The 16,995-nt window shown below is 72.2% G+C and carries 12 protein-coding genes; 7 read left to right on the top strand and 5 right to left on the bottom strand.

Annotated elements, in window-relative coordinates:
• The first annotated feature begins 43 nt into the window (after nt 1-43).
• The 3 genes from EEW87_RS16990 to EEW87_RS08710 all read left to right on the top strand — a co-directional run bounded on the left by EEW87_RS16990 (nt 44) and on the right by EEW87_RS08710 (nt 3,487).
• Nucleotides 44-598 (top strand): DUF4870 domain-containing protein, encoded by a 555-nt coding sequence (locus tag EEW87_RS16990; RefSeq protein ID WP_225985123.1) that lies wholly within the window; start codon nt 44-46, stop codon nt 596-598.
• 27 nt (nt 599-625) lie between these two features.
• On the top strand, nt 626-1,099 hold the full coding sequence (locus EEW87_RS08705) for a hypothetical protein (RefSeq protein WP_123092287.1): 474 nt from the start codon (nt 626-628) through the stop codon (nt 1,097-1,099).
• 765 nt (nt 1,100-1,864) lie between these two features.
• Complete coding sequence (locus EEW87_RS08710) at nt 1,865-3,487, top strand: HNH endonuclease signature motif containing protein (protein WP_123092288.1); 1,623 nt, start codon at nt 1,865-1,867, stop codon at nt 3,485-3,487.
• A gap of 63 nt (nt 3,488-3,550) precedes the next feature.
• Here EEW87_RS08710 and EEW87_RS08715 read toward each other — a convergent pair whose 3' ends face one another.
• A complete protein-coding gene (locus EEW87_RS08715; protein WP_123092289.1) occupies nt 3,551-4,369 on the bottom strand; it encodes a crotonase/enoyl-CoA hydratase family protein in 819 nt (272 codons plus the stop codon).
• Between the two features lie 208 nt (nt 4,370-4,577).
• Here EEW87_RS08715 and EEW87_RS08720 point away from each other — a divergent pair, with 208 nt between their 5' ends.
• The 4 genes from EEW87_RS08720 (at nt 4,578) to rarD (ending at nt 10,843) form a co-directional block, all read left to right on the top strand.
• Nucleotides 4,578-6,446, top strand: a complete 1,869-nt coding sequence (locus EEW87_RS08720) for a 2-oxoacid:acceptor oxidoreductase subunit alpha (RefSeq protein WP_192826159.1) — start codon at nt 4,578-4,580, stop codon at nt 6,444-6,446.
• A 2-nt stretch (nt 6,447-6,448) separates the two neighbouring features.
• Nucleotides 6,449-7,600 (top strand): 2-oxoacid:ferredoxin oxidoreductase subunit beta, encoded by a 1,152-nt coding sequence (locus EEW87_RS08725; RefSeq protein WP_123092291.1) that lies wholly within the window; start codon nt 6,449-6,451, stop codon nt 7,598-7,600.
• Between the two features lie 160 nt (nt 7,601-7,760).
• Entirely contained in the window at nt 7,761-9,836 is a 2,076-nt protein-coding gene (locus tag EEW87_RS08730; protein WP_192826158.1) for a PhoX family protein, read from the top strand.
• Between the two features lie 77 nt (nt 9,837-9,913).
• Nucleotides 9,914-10,843, top strand: a complete 930-nt coding sequence (gene rarD, locus EEW87_RS08735) for an EamA family transporter RarD (protein WP_068276890.1) — start codon at nt 9,914-9,916, stop codon at nt 10,841-10,843.
• Here rarD and EEW87_RS08740 read toward each other — a convergent pair.
• From EEW87_RS08740 to nuoL, 4 genes are read right to left on the bottom strand one after another with little or no spacing between them, the layout of a single operon-like run.
• Nucleotides 10,827-11,831, bottom strand: a complete 1,005-nt coding sequence (locus EEW87_RS08740) for a polyprenyl synthetase family protein (RefSeq protein ID WP_123092388.1) — start codon at nt 11,829-11,831, stop codon at nt 10,827-10,829. The two genes, rarD and EEW87_RS08740, sit on opposite strands and share 17 nt — an antisense overlap.
• A gap of 5 nt (nt 11,832-11,836) precedes the next feature.
• Nucleotides 11,837-13,417: an NADH-quinone oxidoreductase subunit NuoN gene (gene nuoN, locus EEW87_RS08745; protein WP_123092292.1), complete on the bottom strand. Its 1,581-nt coding sequence runs from the start codon at nt 13,415-13,417 to the stop codon at nt 11,837-11,839.
• Nucleotides 13,417-15,048 (bottom strand): NADH-quinone oxidoreductase subunit M, encoded by a 1,632-nt coding sequence (locus EEW87_RS08750; protein ID WP_123092293.1) that lies wholly within the window; start codon nt 15,046-15,048, stop codon nt 13,417-13,419. The genes nuoN and EEW87_RS08750 overlap by 1 nt, the downstream gene beginning before the upstream one ends.
• Nucleotides 15,048-16,892 carry an NADH-quinone oxidoreductase subunit L gene (nuoL, locus tag EEW87_RS08755; protein WP_123092389.1) on the bottom strand — a complete coding sequence of 615 codons (1,845 nt, stop codon included), beginning with the start codon at nt 16,890-16,892 and terminating at the stop codon, nt 15,048-15,050. The genes EEW87_RS08750 and nuoL overlap by 1 nt, the downstream gene beginning before the upstream one ends.
• Nucleotides 16,893-16,995: the final 103 nt, after the last annotated feature.

Below are 16,995 nucleotides of genomic sequence, written 5' to 3' on the forward strand. Positions count from 1 at the left end.
GGGAGGTTGGAGCCTCGACGCAGGCACGACGAAGGAGCTCACGATGACGCAGCCCCACGACCACGACCAGCACGACACGCAGCCGCAGGACCCCCGGGACCCGCACGGCCAGGCGCCCCCGCCCCCGGGTGGCGGTGACCCGCAGGGCTACCAGGGCACCGGCCAGCAGGGCTACCAGGGCGCTCCGCACCAGGGCTACCAGGGCGTGCCGCAGCAGGGCGTGCCCCAGCAGTGGCAGCAGCAGCAGGTGCTCTCTCCCCAGGACCAGCGCAACTACGGGATGCTCGCCCACCTCGCCCCGGCGATCGCGATCCCGCTGTCGGCCGGCACGCTCGGCTTCGTCGCGAGCCTCGTCGTCTACCTCATGTACAAGGACCGCGGCGACTTCGTGCGGGCGCACGCCGTGAACAGCCTCAACGTCCAGATCGTCACGGCGATCGGGCTCATCCTCTCGACGCTGCTCATGGTGATCCTCATCGGGTTCATCACCTACCCGCTCATCTGCGTCGTCGCGGTCGTCATCCACGTCATCGGCGCCTCGAAGGCCCGTAACGGCGAGCTGTGGAGCCCGCCGCTCACCCCCGCCTTCGTGCGCTGAGTGCCCGCTCCCCCCCACACTGGGGCGATGAGCACGAGCAGCGTCGAGCGGGTCGAAGGGGTCGTCGTCCGCGGCCACGGGGTTGCCTCGGGGACCGGGGCGGCCTCCCCCTTCGCCGCGGGGACGATCGAGCTGCAGGCTCCCCATCTCGCCGCGCGCGGGGTCGACCTGTCCGGCTTCCACACCGCGACGATCAACCTCGACATCTCCCCCTTCGCGCTGCACCTCCTCGCGCCGCGGTGGACCGTCGAAGGGGTCGAGTGGACCGACGTGCACGGGGCTGAGACCTTCTCCTTCGTCGAGTGCACGGTGACGCACGAGGGGCGTGAGGTCGCCGCGCTGGTCTACCACCCGCACCCCGAGACCAAGCCGATGCACCACCAGCCCGCGACCGTCGTCGAGCTGCTCGCGCCCCTGCTGCCCGGGCTCGGGTACGGCGACAGGCTGGGCTTCGCGCCCGCTCGCGGCCAGGCCGAGCTGGTCGAGGGTCAGCCGGCGTAGGCGGTCGGTCGGACGCTGAGGGTCGGTCGGACGCCGATGGTCGGGCGGACGCCGACCGCCCCGGCCGACGGCCAGCGGCCTCGCCCCCGCCGAGGAGAACGAGCCCACATCCCGCAGACCCGGCCCGATCGGGCCCTCGCTCGAGTCCCCGTCAGTGGTCGCTCCTGCCCAGGGGGACGGACGCACCTTCCCGCCGACTTGGCCGATCGGACCCTTCGGCACGCCCTCGCACTTGCTCGTCCCCGCCCAGGGGGACGAACGCGCCTTCCCGCCGACCTGGCCGATCGGACCCTCGGGCACGCCCTCGCCCTTGCTCGTCCCCGCTCAGGGGGACGAACGCGCCTCCCCGCCGGTCCGGCCGATCGAGCCCTCGGACGGCTCCTCGTCCGGACGTGTCCTGGGCCCGGGGACGACAGGTCCCTGGCCGGTCTCACCCCGTGACCGCGCGGCGAGCGGGCGGACGGCACTCGTTCCCACCCACGGGGACCACCCCGGCGCCCGCCTGACGACCGGCACGAGCACCGGCAGGAGCGCGACGCGCAGAGCCGGCAGACGACGGCCCTCCTCGGGCACCTCGGCCGTAGGGCCGCACCCTGCCGTGCGCTCCTGGGTCCAGACCTCCCGCCACCCCCGTCCCCCTTCTGCCCCCTCTCTCCCTGCCCCCTCTCTTTGTGCCCCTCTCTCCCTGCCCCTCTCTCCCTGGCTCCTGTCTCTGTCTCCTCGTCCTGGAGGACGTTGTCAGGCCCCTCGACCATGATCGAACACATGTTCGACGAGATCGAGGGCCTCTGCGACAAGGTCGTCTCCGGGATGCAGGTGACGACGATGACCGCCGCCACCCTGGCGCCGTCTCAGGACGTCGCCATGCTGACCGCCGCTGCCGTCGCGGTCGAGCGCGTCCGGCGCTCGGCCGACGCCGCGCAGCTGGCGATCCTCGCCGAGCTCGCCCGGCGCGGGTTCGAGACCGGACCGGACGGCTCGACGCTGGAGACGCGTGCCCCGGCGGGCGAGGTGGCCGAGCTGGCGTGCGACACGATCGCCCTCGCGCTCGGCTGCAGCGATCACGACGCCCGGACGCGCAGCCGGCTGGCCGTGCGCCTCGGCGACGACCTCGACCCCCTCATCCGCCCGCTCATGGACGGTGCGGTCACCGAACGCACCCTGCGCCTCGTCGCCGACGAGACGCAGGACGCCTCCCGCGACGCGGCGGCGGCCGTCGTGGCCCATGTGCTCGCGCCGATGCGCGGCACCGACGTGCCCCGGATCGAGGCCCTCGACCGGCACGACCTCGCCCAGGCCTGCCGGCGCGTGCTGGACCGCACCGACCCCGGCTGGCGCGAGTCCCGGGCCGAGGTCAACCGGCGCGAGCGGACCGACGTGCGCACCTATCCCGGCCCGCTCGGCACCACCGAGCTCGTCGCGTGCCTCCCGAGCGAGACCGCTCACGTCCTCATGGCCGGGGTCTGCGAGATCGCTCGCGAGCGTCAGCGCAAGGACCCCGACCTGCGCGTGGGGCCCGCACGTGCGCTGGCCCTGGCCGACCTCGCCCTGCGCGGGGTCGAGGTGAGCACCCACATCACGCTCGGGCTGGCGCTCGTGCGCGGGCCGAGCGACCCGGGCGAGGCGGAGGTCGCGGGCGACGTCAAGACTGCGGGCGAGACGAGGACTGCTGGCGAGATGAGGACCGCGGGTGAGACGAGGACCGCGGGTGACGACAGGACTGCTGGCGAGACCGGGACCGCGAGTGGCGCGCGGGCCGTCAGCGCTGCGGAGGGCCGGCTGATCGACGTCGGCGCGACCGGGAAGCCCTGGGTCGGTGGCGTCGAGATCCCCCGCATCGGCTGGGTGCCGGGCTCCGTCGTCCAGCAGGTCGTCGAGCGCCTCGACAGCCGGGTCACCCGAGCCCTGCTCGACCCGGAGACCGGCACCGTGCTCGAGACCTCGACGACGGGATATGTGCCCCCGCCGTCGGTGAGGCGACTCGTCGAGCTGCGCGACACCCGGTGCCGCATGTGGGGCTGCGACCGACCGGCGGTCGCGTGCGACCTCGACCACGCGACGGCCTGGCCCGGCGGGCCGACCTGCGGCGCCAACCTGTCGGCCCTGTGCCGGCACCACCACCGCGTCAAGCACGCACCGGCGTGGAGCTACGTCTTGCACGCCGACGGGAGCGCGGAGTGGGTCTCGCCCGGTGGTACCCAGCGGCTCACCTGGCCGACCGCGTACGCACCCGCGGAGGCACCCGCTCAGGCACCTGCAGAGGCGGCCTCGCACGAAACCACGGGCGCACCCGATCCGTCGACACCGACGCAGCCCACGACGCCCGACGCCGGTGCCGGCCATGAGGCCGTCGGCCACGGCGCCGTCTCGACCGCCCCACCCTTCTGATGCGGTGCCGTCGACCCGTGACGCGGTGCGGTCGACGCGTGGTTCAACGCCGCCGACGCGCGGTCAGCGGCCCGTGTAGGTCCCAGGACGTCGCTCGAGCAGCGCGTCGACCGCCTCGCGGTGGTCCTGCGTCGTGTGGGCGACCGCCTGCATCGCCGCCGCCGTCTCGAGGGACGCGCGCAGCGAGACCTCGGGCGCGTCGCGCAGCAGAGACTTCGCCATCCGCACGGCGGACGGAGGGTTCTTCGCGACCCGCCCGGCGAGCGCGCGGGCGACGTCGAGCAGCTCGTCGGGCTCGGCGACGGCGTTGACGAGCCCCCAGTCGAGCGCCTGCTGCGCGTCGACCCGGTCGCCGGTGAGCACCATCTCCGACGCCCGCGTCGGGCCGAGCAGACGGCTGAGCAGCCACGCACCCCCGTCGCCGGGGACGATCCCGAGCTGGACGAAGGACTCGGCGAAGAAGGCCGAGGTCGAGGCCACCCGCAGGTCGCACATGAGCGCGAGGTCGCAGCCGGCGCCGACGGCCGGGCCGTTGACGGCCGCGACCACGGGCACGTCGAGCCGCGCCATCGCCGTCGGGATGCGCTGCACCCCGCGCCGGTAGCCCTCGCGGCTCCCGCTCACCGGGCCGCCGAAGGGGGGATCGCCGCGCCGCATCGCCTTGACGTCGCCACCGCTGCTGAAGGCCGAGCCGGCGCCGGTGAGGACGACGACCCGCAGCGAGCCGTCCTGGGCGTCGTCGTTCGCCGCGTCGACCGCGGCCTCGATCGCCTCGATCATGTCGGCGCCGGTCACGGGGTTGCGCTGATCGGGCCGGTCGAGGGTCCACAGCCGCACGTGGCCGTCGTCCTCGACCCGCAGCGGGGCGGTCGTCTCGCTCATCTCGGGCTCCTTCGCTCGGGTGCGCACATGATGCCCGCACCTCCCCCTACGCCCCGCCCCACCCCGAAGGATGCATAACACGACGTTATGCATCTCATAAGGCAGACGATTCGGTGCAGAGGTGAGGTCAGACTTACCATCGAAGATGGCTCTCGGTCATCTCCGTCGGGGGCTCGACCCGGACACGTCAGGGGCAGCAGCGCCAACCATGAGCACCAAGACCGTCGAGACCAAGAGCCAGGTCATCATCCGCTTCGCCGGCGACTCCGGCGACGGGATGCAGCTGACGGGAGACCGCTTCACCGCGGACACCGCCCTGCTCGGCAACGACCTCTCGACCCTGCCGAACTTCCCCGCCGAGATCCGCGCGCCCCAGGGCACGCTCCCCGGCGTGAGCTCCTTCCAGCTCCACTTCGCCGACCACGCGGTGCTCACCCCCGGTGACGCGCCCGACGTGCTCGTCGCGATGAACCCGGCGGCGCTCAAGGCCAACCTGCGCGACGTGCCCCGCGGGGCGACGATCATCGTCGACACCGACGAGTTCTCCAAGCGCAACCTCAAGAAGGTCGGCTACGAGACCTCTCCGCTCGAGGACGACACCCTCGAGTCCTGGCACGTGCACGCCGTGCCGCTGACGAGCATCACCGTCGAGGCCCTCGCCGAGCACGACTCCCTCACCCGCAAGGAGAAGGAGCGGGCGAAGAACATGTTCGCCCTCGGCCTGCTGTCGTGGATGTACTCGCGCCCCACGAAGGGCACCGAGGACTTCCTCGCCCGCAAGTTCGGCGCGAAGCCCGACATCCTCGCGGCCAACCTCGCCGCGCTCAAGGCGGGCTGGAACTACGGCGAGACGACCGAGGACTTCGCCGTCTCCTACGAGGTCGCCCCGGCGACCGCCGCGCACGGCACCTACCGCAACATCACCGGCAACGCCGCGCTCGCGCTGGGTCTCGTCGCGGCCTCCCACCGCGCCGGCCGCCCGCTCGTCCTCGGGTCCTACCCGATCACCCCGGCGAGCGACATCCTCCACGCGCTGTCGGGCTACAAGCGCCACGGCGTGACGACGATCCAGGCCGAGGACGAGATCGCCGGCATCGGCATCGCGCTCGGCGCCTCCTTCGGCGGGGCGATCGGCGTGACGACGACCTCCGGCCCGGGTGTCGCGCTCAAGGCCGAGACCATCGGCCTGGCCGTGAGCCTGGAGCTGCCGCTCGTCGTCATCGACGTCCAGCGCGGCGGCCCGAGCACCGGCCTGCCGACGAAGACCGAGCAGTCCGACCTCCTCCAGGCGCTCTACGGGCGCAACGGCGAGTCGCCCGTGCCCGTCATCGCGCCGCAGACCCCGGCCGACTGCTTCGACGCCGCCGTCGAGGCCGTGCGCATCGCGACGACCTACCGCACGCCCGTCATGCTCCTGTCCGACGGCTACCTCGCCAACGGCTCCGAGCCCTGGCGCATCCCCGACGTCGCCGACCTGCCCGACCTCACCGTCGAGCTCGCGACCGGCCCCAACGCCACCGACGAGTCGGGCGAGGAGGTCTTCCTGCCCTACCTGCGCGACCCCGAGACCCTCGCCCGCCCGTGGGCCGTGCCCGGCACGCCCGGTCTCGAGCACCGCATCGGCGGCATCGAGAAGGCCGACGGCACGGGCAACATCAGCTACGACCCGGACAACCACGACTTCATGGTCCGCACCCGTGCGGCCAAGGTCGCCGGCGTCGCCGCGACGAGCCCGCAGCTCGAGGTCGACGACCCCAGCGGCGAGGCGAAGGTCCTCGTCCTCGGTTGGGGCTCGACGTACGGCCCCTGCGCGGCCGCCGTGCGCCAGGTCCGCGACACCGGCACCCCCGTCGCGCACGCCCACCTGCGTCACCTCAACCCCTTCCCCGCCAACACCGGGGACGTGCTGCGCGCCTACGACCGCGTCGTCGTGCCCGAGATGAACCTCGGCCAGCTCGCGATGCTGCTGCGCGCGGAGTACCTCGTCGACGTCCGCTCCCACACCTCGGTGCGCGGGCTGCCCTTCACCACGACCGAGCTCGCAGAGGTCATCACCTCCGCGGCGAAGGAGGTCTGACCATGTCGATCGATCTCGGCATCCCCACCACGGCCCGCGGCACCGACGGCGTCCCCGCCCTCGGCGATGACGACGCGCGCCAGACCAAGCGCGACTTCACCTCCGACCAGGAGGTGCGCTGGTGCCCCGGCTGCGGCGACTACGCGATCCTCGCGGCCGTCCAGGGCTTCCTGCCCGAGCTCGGCCTGCGTCGCGAGAACATCGTCTTCGTCTCGGGCATCGGCTGCTCGTCGCGCTTCCCGTACTACCTCGACACGTACGGCATGCACTCGATCCACGGCCGCGCGCCGGCGATCGCGACGGGTCTGGCGACGAGCCGCGAGGACCTGTCGGTGTGGGTCGTCACCGGTGACGGCGACGCGCTGTCCATCGGCGGCAACCACCTCATCCACGCGCTGCGCCGCAACGTCAACATGACGATCCTGCTCTTCAACAACAAGATCTACGGGCTGACCAAGGGTCAGTACTCCCCTACGTCGGACCCGGGCACGGTGACGAAGTCGAGCCCGATGGGCAGCCTCGACGCGCCCTTCAACCCGGTCTCGCTCGCGCTCGGCGCCGAGGCGACCTTCGTCGCGCGCACGATGGACAGCGACCGCAAGCACCTCACGTCGGTGCTCAAGGCCGCCGCGCAGCACCGTGGCACCTCGCTCGTCGAGATCTACCAGAACTGCCCGATCTTCAACGACGGCGCCTTCGAGCTCATCAAGGACCGCGACCAGCAGCAGGCGCGTCTCGTCCACCTCGTCGACGGCGAGCCCGTGACGGCCGGCGACGCCGAGGCCCGTCAGGTCCTCGTGCGCGGCGACTCCGGCGGCGTCGAGTTCGTCCCGGAGGGCGAGATCAGCGCGAAGGGGTGGGCCGACCGCGTCGTCGTCCACGACCCCGCCGCGCCGGACCCGAGCCAGGCCTTCGCCATCAGCCGCCTCGACTCGACGGCGATGACCCACGTGCCGATGGGCATCTTCCGCGACGTCGAGCGCCCGACGTACGACGACCAGGTCCGTGCCCAGGTCTCCTCGGCCGTCGAGGTCGCCGGTGGCCCGGCGGACGACGCCGCGCTCACCGAGCTGCTCCACGGCCACGACACGTGGTCGGTCCTCGTCGACCCCTCCGTCACCGAGGCCGAGGACGGTGACCCGGAGGAGAGCTGAGGCTCCCCCTTCGGGCCCACCCGACACCCCAGGGCGACCCCTGCCGGCCCGACCGGCGGGGGTCGCCCGACGTTTGCCTCCTGCTCACCCGGGCGACACCCCGTGTGCGCGAGCCGTCCCTAGGTTGCGAGGGCACCCCTCGCCGAGACCTAGGACAGCCATGAGCCCGCACGCCGGACCGCGCACCCAGCTCCCCCTCGCCGTCGCCCACCGCGACGGCAGCCGCTCCCCGATGACCTGCACGTGGAAGTGCGCCGACGCGTGCTCGCAGCCGGTCCCGAACACGAGCGAGAACGCCTACTTCGGCGACGTCGTCGCCTCCTCGCGCCGCTCCGTGCTGCGCGCCGGCGCGCTGAGCGCCACCGCCGCCACCCTCGTCGGCCTCGCCGGCGTCGCGGGGGCGCAGCCCGCCGCCGCGGCCCCCGGGCCCGGGACGAAGGGGCGTCCGCACCTCCCGCGCCCGACCTCCCCCTTCGGCTTCGAGGGCATCGACCCCGTCCCCGCCGGCACCGACGAGGTCGTCGTGCCCCAGGGCTTCCAGTGGGCGCCGATCATCGCGTGGGGCGACCCCATCCTCGCCGGCGCGCCGGCCTTCGACTTCGACCGCCAGACCTCGGCCGCCCAGGCCGGCCAGTTCGGCTACAACTGCGACTACGTGGGGGTCATCCCGACGCACCGGGGCGGCAAGGAGGCCGTGCTCGTCGCGAACAACGAGTACACGAACAACGAGCTGATGTTCGCCGGGTACGCGGGCGCGTCCTCCCTCACCGACGACCAGGTGCGGATCACGATGATGGCCCACGGCATGTCCGTGGTCGAGATGCGCCGCCGCGACAAGCACTCGCGCTGGACCTACCGCAAGGCCGCCCCGCTCAACCGCCGGATCACCGTGGTCACCCCCTTCGACATCGTCGGACCGGTCCGCGGCAGCGAGCTCGTGCGCACCTCCGCCGACCCCCGCGGCGTCCGCGCGCTCGGCACCTTCGGCAACTGCGCCGGCGGCACGACCCCGTGGGACACCGTCCTGTCGGGCGAGGAGAACTTCAACGGCTACTTCACCCAGCCCGCGAGCGCCGGCTCCGACCGCGCCGGCCAGGCCCTCACGCGCTACGGCCTCGCCTCGGGCAGCACCGCCCAGCACGCGTGGGACCGCGTCGAGCCCCGATTCGACCTCACCCGGGAGCCGCAGGAGGCCAACCGCTTCGGGTGGATCATCGAGGTCGACCCGCTCGACCCCACGTCGACGCCGAAGAAGCTCACCGCGCTCGGCCGGATGAAGCACGAGGGCGCGAACGTCATCATCAGCGACAGCGGCCATGTCGTCGCGTACATGGGTGACGACGAGCGCTACGACTACATGTACAAGTTCGTCAGCGCGAAGCGCTATCGCAAGGGCGACCGCCGTCACAACGCGACCCTGCTCCACCAGGGCGACCTCTACGTCGCGACCTTCGACGGCGAGGCCGACGGCACCCACGACGGCCAGGGCCGCTGGGTCCCGCTCACCCAGGGCGGGCGCTCTGCCGTCCCAGGCTTCACCCACGAGGAGGTCCTCGTCTACACGCGCCTCGCGGCCGACGCCGTCGGCGCGACGAAGATGGACCGCCCCGAGGACGTCGAGCCCAACCTCGTCACCGGCAAGATCTACGCCGCGCTGACGAACAACAGCCGCCGCACGGCCGCCGAGGTCGACGGCCCCAACCCCCGCCCGAGCAACAAGCACGGCCAGGTCCTCGAGATCACCGAGCGGCGCGGCGACCACACGGGCACCCGCTTCGCGTGGCGGCTCGTGCTCGTGTGCGGCGACCCGCAGGATCCGCAGACCTACTTCCTGGGCTACGACAAGAGCGAGGTCAGCCCGATCTCGTGCCCGGACAACCTCGCCTTCGACGGCGACGGCAACCTGTGGATCTCCACCGACGGCAACGCGCTCGGCCACTGCGACGGGATGTACCTCTACCCGCTCGAGGGCCGCGAGGCCGGTCACCTCCAACAGCTCCTCTCTGTGCCCGCGTACTCCGAGTGCTGCGGCCCCCTCATCCAGTGGGACGACCGGGTGGTCTTCGCCGCCGTGCAGCACCCGGGCGAGGACACCGGCGCGAGCACGACGAACGTGCTCTCGACCTTCCCCTACCAGGGCAACACGCAGCCGCGCCCCGCGGTGATCATGGTGTGGCCGAAGAACCGCGGCAAGGGGCCGCAGCACGGCGAGGGCCACGGCCACCCCAAGCGCTGAGCCGGACCACCACGAAGGGGGACCGGCCCGCACCAGGCGGGTCGGTCCCCCTTCGCGTGCGGTCGTATCCTCACGTCGTGACGCCACCCTCCCCCGACCAGCAGCGATCGCACCGACTCGGTCTGCTGGCCGCCTGGTCGGCCTACCTCATCTGGGGGCTCTTCCCGCTGTACTTCCACGCGCTCGAGCCCTCTGGCGCATGGGAGATCCTCGCCCACCGCATCGTGTGGACCCTCGTCGTGTGCCTCGGGGTGCTGCTCGTGCGCGGCGAGCTCGTCGGGCTGGCGCGGCTGCTGCGCAGCCGCCCACGGCTGGCGCTCGCCGTCGCGCTCGCCGCCTACGTCATCGCCGTCAACTGGGGCGTGTACGTCTACGCGGTGACCCAGGGCCGCACCCACGAGGCGGCGCTGGGCTACTTCCTCAACCCCATCGTCACCATCGCGCTCGGCGTCCTCGTGCTGCGCGAGACGCTGCGGCCCCTCCAGTGGGTCGCCGTGGCCATCGGCGCCAGCGCGGGGATCTACCTCGCCGTCGTCGCCGGCACGGTGCCGTGGATCTCGCTCGTCCTCGCGGCGTCCTTCGCCACCTACGGCCTCATCAAGAAGCGCCTCGGCGCCTCGCTGCCCGCCCTGCAGTCGTTGAGCGCCGAGACCGTGGCCCTTGCGCCGCTGGCCGCGGGCGTGCTGCTGTGGCTCGGGCTGACGGGGGTCTCGACCTTCACCCTCGACGCGCCGCTCCACCCGGCCCTGCTCGTCCTGTCCGGCGTCGTCACCGCCGTGCCGCTCGTCCTCTTCGCGGAGTCGGCCCGGCGGATCCCGCTCGTGACGATCGGGCTCATCCAGTTCATCACCCCGGTGGCCCAGCTCGTCATCGGGCTGGCGCTGCTCGGCGAGCACATGCCGAGCAGCCGGTGGGTCGGCTTCGGGATCGTCTGGGTCGCCCTCGTCGTCCTGTCGGTCGACTCGGTGCTCGCCGCGAGGCGCAGCCGGGTCAGCCGGCGCGGGTGACGACGCTCTCGGCGAGCGCGAGGAGCGCAGCCTTCGCGTCGCTGTCCGGCAGCGGGGCGAGCACCTCGCTCGCACCACGACCGACCGCGAGGGTCTCCTCGCGGGCCAGGTCCATCGCGCGGTGGGCGCGCAGCAGCTCCAGGGCGCGGGCGAGGTCGGCGTCGTCGTCGAGGTCGGAGAGCAGGAGACGCTGCAGCTCGGCGTCGGCCGGGTCGTCCGACGCGAGCGCGTGGAGCACCGGGAGGGTGCGCTTGCCCTCGCGCAGGTCGGTGCCCGGCGTCTTGCCGCTCTCGCCCGAGAGCGACGCGACGTCGATGAGGTCGTCGGCGAGCTGGAAGGCGACGCCGAGGCGCTCGCCGTACTCCGTGGCCATGGCGACGACCTCGGGGGTCGCCCCGCTGAACATCGCGCCGTAGCGGGCCGCCGTCGCGACGAGGACGCCCGTCTTGTCGGCGAGCACGCTGCGGTAGTACGCCTGCGGGTCCTCCCCCTCGGGGCAGGGCCGGTCGTCGCGGATCTGACCCGTGCACAGCCGGATGAAGGTCTGCGCCTGGATCTTCACGGCCTGCGGGCCGAGGTCGGCGATGATGTCCGACGCGCTGCCGAAGAGCAGGTCGCCGACGAGGATCGCCGTGGAGTTGTCGTACTTCGCGTTGGCGCTCGGCGCCCCGCGCCGCATGTCCGCCTCGTCCATGACGTCGTCGTGGTACAGGCTCGCGAGATGGGTCAGCTCGACCCCCGCCGCCGCGGCGACGACCTCGTCGGTGATGCCGTCGCCGAGCTCGGCGACGAGCATCGTGAGCATCGGGCGGAAGCGCTTGCCGCCCGCCTGCGCGAGGTGGAGGTTGGCCTCGCTGATGAAGTCGTCCTCGTGGCGCGTGCGCTCGAGGATGACCCGCTCGACCCGCTCGAGACCGTCGAGCAGCCGTGCGGTGAGGTCGTCGCTGGCCCCGGGGACCGCGATGATGCCAGGCGTCGAGCTCGTCACCGAGGTCACCGGACGAAGACGCTCGAGGACGCCGCGAGGTCGAGGAGCGGGCCGGGGAAGACGCCGAGCAGGACCGTGAGGACGACGCCGACGGCGATCGCGACGACGGAGAGCAGCGCCGGCTGGGCGAGCGTGACCTCGCCCGCGGGCTCGGTGAAGTACATGAGGACGATGATCCGCACGTAGACGAAGGCGGTGACCGCGCTGGCGAGCACGCCGATGACGACGAGCACGATGCCCGACAGGCCGCCGTGCTGGACCGCCGGCACGAAGGCCGCGACCTTCGCCGTGAAGCCTGACGTCAGCGGGATGCCCGCGAAGGCGAGCAGCATGAGCGTCATCGCCGCGGCGACGAAGGGGTGGCTGCGCCCGAGGCCCGCCCACTGGGAGAGGTGGGTGGCCTCGGCGCCACGCTCGCGAACCATGGCGATGAGGGCGAAGGCGGCGATCGTCGAGGCGCCGTAGGCGACGAGGTAGAAGAGCACGCCGGAGACCGCGGTCTGGTCGAAGGCGAGGACGCCGACGAGGATGAAGCCCGCGTGCGCGACCGAGCTGTAGGCCAGGAGGCGCTTGATGTCGGTCTGGGTCACCGACAGCACGGCGCCGACGACCATCGTCAGGGCGGCGATCGCGACGACCCCGATGTGCCACTCCCAGCGGGTGGTCTCGAGACCGACGTAGACGAGGCGCAGCAGCGCGCCGAAGGCGGCGATCTTCGTGCACGCAGCCATGAAGCCGGTGACGGCGGTCGGGGCGCCCTGGTAGACGTCCGGCGTCCACGAGTGGAAGGGCACGGCGCCGACCTTGAAGAGCAGGCCGACGAGGAGGAAGACGACGCCCGGCAGGAGCAGGCCCTCCATCTCACCGGTCGAGGTGCTCGCGGCCTGCGCGATGGCGCTGAGGCGCACCGAGCCGGCGTAGCCGTAGAGCAGGCCCGCGCCGAAGAGGAAGAAGGCCGAGCTGAAGGCGCCGAGGAGGAAGTACTTCAGCGCCGCCTCCTGCGAGAGCAGCCGACGACGGCGGCCCAGCCCGGTGATGAGGTAGAGCGGCAGCGAGAGGACCTCGAGGGCGATGAACATCGACAGCAGGTCGTTCGCGGCGGTGAACATCATCATGCCGGCGAGGGAGAAGAGCGTCAGCGGGAAGACCTCGGTGGTCGCCCAGCCGGCGCGCGCCGCGGCGCTCTCCATCTGCGAGCCCGGGGTCGCCGAGCCCATCGGCGTGAAGGCGTCCGGGCCGTCGCCGCCGAAGCGCTCGGCCATGGCGAGCAGCCCGACGAGACCGAGGACGAGCAGCGCCCCCATGAGGTAGCGGCTCGGCCCGTCGATCGCGAGGGTGCCGTCGACGGTGGCCCCGGTGACGTCGTCGCCCGAGGGCACGACGAGCGCGACGAGCGCGCCGAGGAGGGCGACGACGGAGATGCCCAGCTGGAGCGGGTAGCGCAGCCGCCGGGGCGCGAAGGCCTCGACGAGCACCCCGAGGATGGCGCCGGCGAAGACGACGACCATCGGCGCGACCGCGGCGTACGCGATGTCGGCCATCTCGAAGTCGCCTGCCATCGGCAGGCTGGTGAGCACGGCGGGCATCAGTGGTCACTCCCGTGGGTCGAGGCGGTGTCCGCCGGGGCGTCGTGTGCCGGGTCGCTGACCCCGACGACCTGCAGCGTGCGCTGCACCGCCGGGTCGAGGACGTCGAGCACGGGCTTGGGGAAGAAGCCGATGACGAGGAGGGCGGCGAGCAGCGGTGCGACGACGACCTTCTCGCGCAGCCCGAGGTCGCGCACCGGGCCGATCTGGGCCGGGGTCACCCCTTCGTCGAGGTCGGCACGCACGTAGGGCAGGTCCTGGCCGCCCGTGTCCGGGCCCTCGAGACGCGTGACCGCGCCCTCGACGACGACCGGCGCGGGGCCGGTCATGACGCGCTTGTACATGAGCAGCACGTACAGCGCAGACAGGACGAGGCCGAGCGAGGCGACGACACCGGCTGCCGGGTAGCGCTGGAAGGTGCCGGTGATGACGAGGAACTCCGAGACGAAGGTCGACAGGCCCGGCAGCGACAGCGCGGACAGACCGGCGACGAGGAAGACGCCGGCCAGGGCCGGGGTCACCCGCTGCCAGCCGCCGTAGGCGTCGATGCGACGGCTGCCCCGGCGGGCGATGAGCATGCCCGCGACGAGGAAGAGCGCCGCCGTCGAGAAGCCGTGGTTGATCATGTAGAGGTTCGACCCGGCGTGGGCCGTCGAGGTGAAGGCGAAGATGCCCAGGACGATGAAGCCGAAGTGGCTCACCGACGTGAAGGCGATGAGGCGCATCATGTCGGACTGGCCGATCGCGAGGATCGCGCCGTAGACGATCGAGACGAGCGCGAGCACGACGACGACCGGCGTCGCCCACTGGCTGGCCTCCGGGAAGAGCTGGAGGCAGAAGCGGATCATCCCGTAGGTGCCGACCTTGTCGAGCACGCCGACGAGCAGGGTCGCGACCGCGGGCCGCGACTCGGCCGCGGCGTCGGGCAGCCACGTGTGCAGCGGCCACATCGGCGCCTTGATCGCGAAGGCGATGAAGAAGCCGAGGAAGAGCCAGCGCTCCGTGTCCTGCGCGATGTCGAGACCGGTGAGGCGCTCGATCATGAAGCCGTCCGTGCCGCCGGGGCCGACGACGTACAGGCCGATGACCGCGACGAGCATGATGAGCCCGCCGGCCAGCGAGTACAGGAGGAACTTCACGGCCGCGTACTGGCGCCGCTCACCGCCGTACATCCCGATGAGGAAGTACACCGGGATGAGCATCGCCTCGAAGAAGACGTAGAAGAGGAAGACGTCCGTGGCGGCGAAGACGCCGACCATGAAGGGCACGAGCGAGAGCAGGAGCGCGAAGTACGTGCTCTCCGAGCGCCCGCCGGGCACGTCGTCCCAGGCGGCCACCATGCACACGGGCGCGAGCACGAGGGCCATGAGGATGAGGGCCAGCGAGATGCCGTCGACCCCGAGGGCCCACGAGACGCCGAGCTGGGGGATCCACGAGTACTGCTCGGCGAGCTGGAACTGCTCCGAGGACCCGATGACGAACTGCGAGGCCGCCGCGATGCCCACGACGAGCGTGAGCAGCGAGGTGCCGAGCGCGAAGCGCTTGGCGAGGGCGGCCGGCAGGGCAGCCGTGACCGCGGCCCCGACGAGGGGCAGCGCCACGAGCAGCGACAGCCAGGGGAGGTCGGTCATCAGTTCATCACCCACAGTGCACCGAGGAGGACGACGACGCCCGTGAGCATCGTCAGGGCATAGCTGCGCGCGTAGCCGGACTGCACGCGACGCAGGCGAGACGAGGAGCCGCCGACGGCGGCGGCGAGCCCGCTGAAGACCCCGTCGACACCGGCCTTGTCGGTGAAGGCGAGGCTGCGGGTCAGGTGGATCCCGGGCCACTGCAGGAAGTTCGCGTTGAGCTGGTCCTGGTAGAGGTCGTCGCGGGCGGCGCGCGTGGCGACGGAGCCCCGCGGTGCGACCTGCGGCACCTCCTCGCGCACGTAGCGCAGGTAGGCCAGCGCGGCCCCGGCGAGGACGAGGACGATCGTCGCGGCCATGAGGACGGGGATCGGCAGGACCGGCTCCTCGTGCTCGTGGTGGCCGAAGACCGGCTCGAGGAAGGTCGGGAAGTCGAAGAGGACCATCGCGCCACCCAGTGCGGCGGAGCCGACGGCGAGGACCATCATCGGGATCGTCATCACCGCGGGCGACTCGTGCGGGTGCACGTCGTCGGTCCACCGGCGCTTGCCGTGGAAGGTCATGAAGAACAGGCGCGACATGTAGAAGGCGGTGACGCCGGCGCCGAGGAGCGCGACCAGCCCGAAGACCCACGGGCGCCAGCCCTCGCCGACGAAGGCAGCCTCGATGATCTTGTCCTTGCTCCAGAAGCCGGAGAAGGGCGGCAGGCCGAGGATCGCCAGCCAGCCGAGGGCGAAGGTGATCCAGGTGATCTTCATGGCGCGGGACAGCCCGCCGAAGCGGCGCATGTCGACCTGGTCGCCCATGCCGTGCATGACCGAGCCGGCGCCGAGGAACATCCCGGCCTTGAAGAAGCCGTGGGTGATGAGGTGGAAGATCGCGAAGGCGTAGCCGACCGGGCCCAGACCCGCGGCGAGCATCATGTAGCCGATCTGGCTCATCGTCGAGGCGGCGAGGGCCTTCTTGATGTCGTCCTTCGCGCAGCCGACGACCGCGCCGTAGACGAGCGTGATCGCACCGACGATCGCGACGACGAGCTGCGCGTCCGGCGCCGCGTCGAAGATCGTGTGGCTGCGCACGACGAGGTAGACACCGGCGGTGACCATCGTCGCGGCGTGGATGAGCGCCGAGACCGGCGTCGGGCCGGCCATCGCGTCGCCGAGCCAGCTCTGCAGCGGGAACTGCGCGGACTTGCCGCAGGCGCCGAGGAGGAGCAGCAGGCCGATCGCGGTGAGCGCACCGGTCGAGGCGCCCCCGACCGCGGAGTCGACGCTGGCGAAGTCGACCGCGCCGAAGGTGGCGAACATCAGCGCGATGGCCAGGGCCATGCCGAGGTCGCCGACGCGGTTGGCGACGAAGGCCTTGTTCGCGGCGGTCGCGTAGGCGGCGCGGTGGTTCCAGAAGCCGATGAGCAGCCAGGACGCCAGACCCACGCCCTCCCAGCCGACGAAGAGCAGCAGGTAGCTGTCCGCGAGGACGAGCAGCAGCATCGAGGCGACGAAGAGGTTGAGGTAGGCGAAGAAGCGCCGGCGGTCGGGGTCGTGCTCCATGTACCCGAGCGAGTACACGTGGATGAGCGACCCGACGAAGGTGATGAGCAGGACGAAGCTGATCGACAGCGGGTCGACGAGCATGCCGGCCGAGAGCTGGAAGGCCCCGGCGGGGATCCACTCGTAGAGGTCGAGGTGAGAGGCCCGCTCCCCCGCGTCGACGCCGAGCATCGCGACGAGCAGCGCAGCACCGAGGAGGAAGGACGCCCAGGACAGGGCGGTGGCCAGGTAGGGGCCGAAGGCGTCCGTCGCGCGTCCGCCGAGCAGCAGCAGGGCTGCGCCGGCGAGCGGCATCGCGACGAGCAGCCAGCCCCAGGCCGTCAGACCGGTCGCTGCGTGGGCAGCGGCCGACCCTTCGGTCGTGAGGGAGACCAGGATCTGGTTGGGCACCAAGGGC

The sequence above is a fragment of the Janibacter melonis genome, assembly GCF_003721155.3.
In the GTDB taxonomy this organism is placed as follows: Bacteria; Actinomycetota; Actinomycetes; order Actinomycetales; family Dermatophilaceae; genus Marihabitans; species Marihabitans melonis.